The 2,188-nt window shown below is 58.5% G+C and carries 1 protein-coding gene; it reads right to left on the bottom strand.

What is annotated here, in order from left to right:
* Positions 1-2,188: RHS repeat protein (locus F1735_RS33120; protein WP_167241196.1), on the bottom strand; the 2,188-nt coding region annotated here is incomplete at both ends.

Below are 2,188 nucleotides of genomic sequence, written 5' to 3'. Positions count from 1 at the left end.
CAGGATCGCAGTGGAAGGGGCTGTCCAGTTGAAAGCGCTGACACTGATGCGGCCTTCGCCGGGCACTTCCACACTGTCGAGCTCCCCGTGTTTGCTGTAGCCGTAGCCGACCACCCCGCCATCAGGCAATTTCAACGCGACTTTCTTGCCACCCGGGCTGTACGAATAGGAGTAGCCCATCGTAAATCCACCCGGATAAGTCACCGTCTCGCCCGTATGGCGATTTTCGTTGTCATAGGCAATAATGCCACTGGACTGTGTACCGGCGTCGTCTTTGCTCCATCCGACCAGCATGTCAGCGTCATTCCAGTCGTACTTTACCGTCCGCTTCAACACATCACTCTCATCATAAAATGATTTCTTTACCAGCCGATTCGCATCGTCGAAAGTGAACCGGATTTTACTCTGATCAAAATCGACGTACTGCTCAAGATTTCCCGCCAAGTCATACGACGTCTGCGCAGTTTGCCCCAAGGGCAGCGTTTCCTTGATGACTCGGCCGTTCCGATCATAGTCAAAGCGGTGCACGTTGCCTTTGGCATCCCTTACTTCCAGCAAGTTTCCCCGTACGTCGTATGCCAAGCGGGTCGATTTCTTCAGTCGATCGGTCTGTGTCAATGGCTGGCCAAAATGGTTATGGTGCGCCGTATTGGCCTTGCCATAGGGGTCGGTGTTGCTATTGACCAGGCCGCGCGGATCGTATCCGGTCTGCACGGTGTGCGTCACACCGTTGCGCTCGACCAAGGCGGTCGTGGTCGGGCGTTCCAGTGCATCATACCGGTTGCGCTCCACATAGGTTGGGTAGCGGATTTCCGTAGGCGAATTCAAGCTACCCAAGGTTCCGGCCGCGCTTGCGTCATCGATCTGATAGCTGAACCGGGTCGCGTTACCCATGCCATCAACCAGTTTGCTCATGCGCTGAAAATTATCGTATTCGATCAATTTTTCCCGCCCATCGCCATCGCGCACAACGGTCGGCGAGCCCTGGTGGTCATAACCAACGGTTGCCGGCGTTAACGACGCGGCCGCAATGTCCAGCGCCCGATTGAGTGCGTCATAACGCATCGTTGTTTTGCGTTCCAGCGGATCGGTCGTTACGAGCAGATTGCCAACTTTATCGCGGGCCAGACGCCATGACTTTTGCAGGGCATTGGTACGTTTCACCAAGAGACCCATGCCGTCGTACTGCATGACGCTGGTGAACTTGCGCGGATTTGTCGAACTGACGCGATTTCCCGTGCGGTCATGCACGTAGATGAAGTGACCCTGTTCAGGTTCGGTAACGGTTTCGATGTTGCCGCGGGGATCGTAGCTGGTGAGGGTGACCGCATCGGCCGTGACAGTACCGTTAGCCTCGGTGCGTCCCTTGACAGTGGCAATGGTGGTAAACCCGTGGTCGTCGACTTTCGATTCCGTCACACGCTCGTCGGCGGTCCCGGCCGCTTCCAGAAGCCGGATCAGATTGCCCTTGGCGTCACGCTCGTAGCGCGTCTTTACGCCAAGTTCATCCGCGGTTTCCACCAGGGCGAGGTTGACGGCGGAGTAGGCGCGCTTGAGCGTCGTGCCGTCCTCCTGGGTCAGCTCGACCACCTGCTCGAATTCATTGTAGGCGGTGCGCTTGCTGAACCCGCGCGCATTGGTGCTGGTCTCGGCCCGCGCGCCGGAATCGTAGCGCACCTCCTCGTCGACGCGCCCGTTGACCACGCGCCGCACCAGCTTGCCCGAACGGTCGTGCGTCAGGTCGTCCACCCGCCGTCCGCTGGCCGTTTCCGGACCCGTAATGCGGCTCGAAAACTGCTTGTTGGCGTCGTCGTAGTCGAATTCGTAGTCGCTCACACCGCCGTCGGCGGCCGTGTACTGGGCGACCGAAGCGCCGGCATAAGCGAGCTTTTCGATGCGCTTTTCCTGGTCGGTGACCGTGATGATGTTATTGCTCGTGTCATATTCGTAGAACATCGAATTGCCGCGCGCATCGATCACTTCGGAGAGACGATTGGCCGCGTCATACTTGTACTTGACGCTGCGCGCGGGCAGGTCCAGCGCCATGCCGGCGATCGGGTAGTCGCGCACTTCGGTGATCAGGTTTGCCGTGTAATGCAGGCTGTACAAGACGCGCCCGTTGGCGTCGATCACGCCGCGCAGGGTGCCGCCCTTGTCGCGCACCATCCAGACGGTATTGTTGTTCTTG

This window comes from Massilia genomosp. 1 (genome assembly GCF_011682185.1).
GTDB classification, from domain to species: Bacteria; Pseudomonadota; Gammaproteobacteria; order Burkholderiales; family Burkholderiaceae_D; genus Telluria_A; species Telluria_A rubra.
Note: the sequence above shows the minus strand (reverse complement) of the source record. Positions and strands in the feature narration are given on the sequence as shown.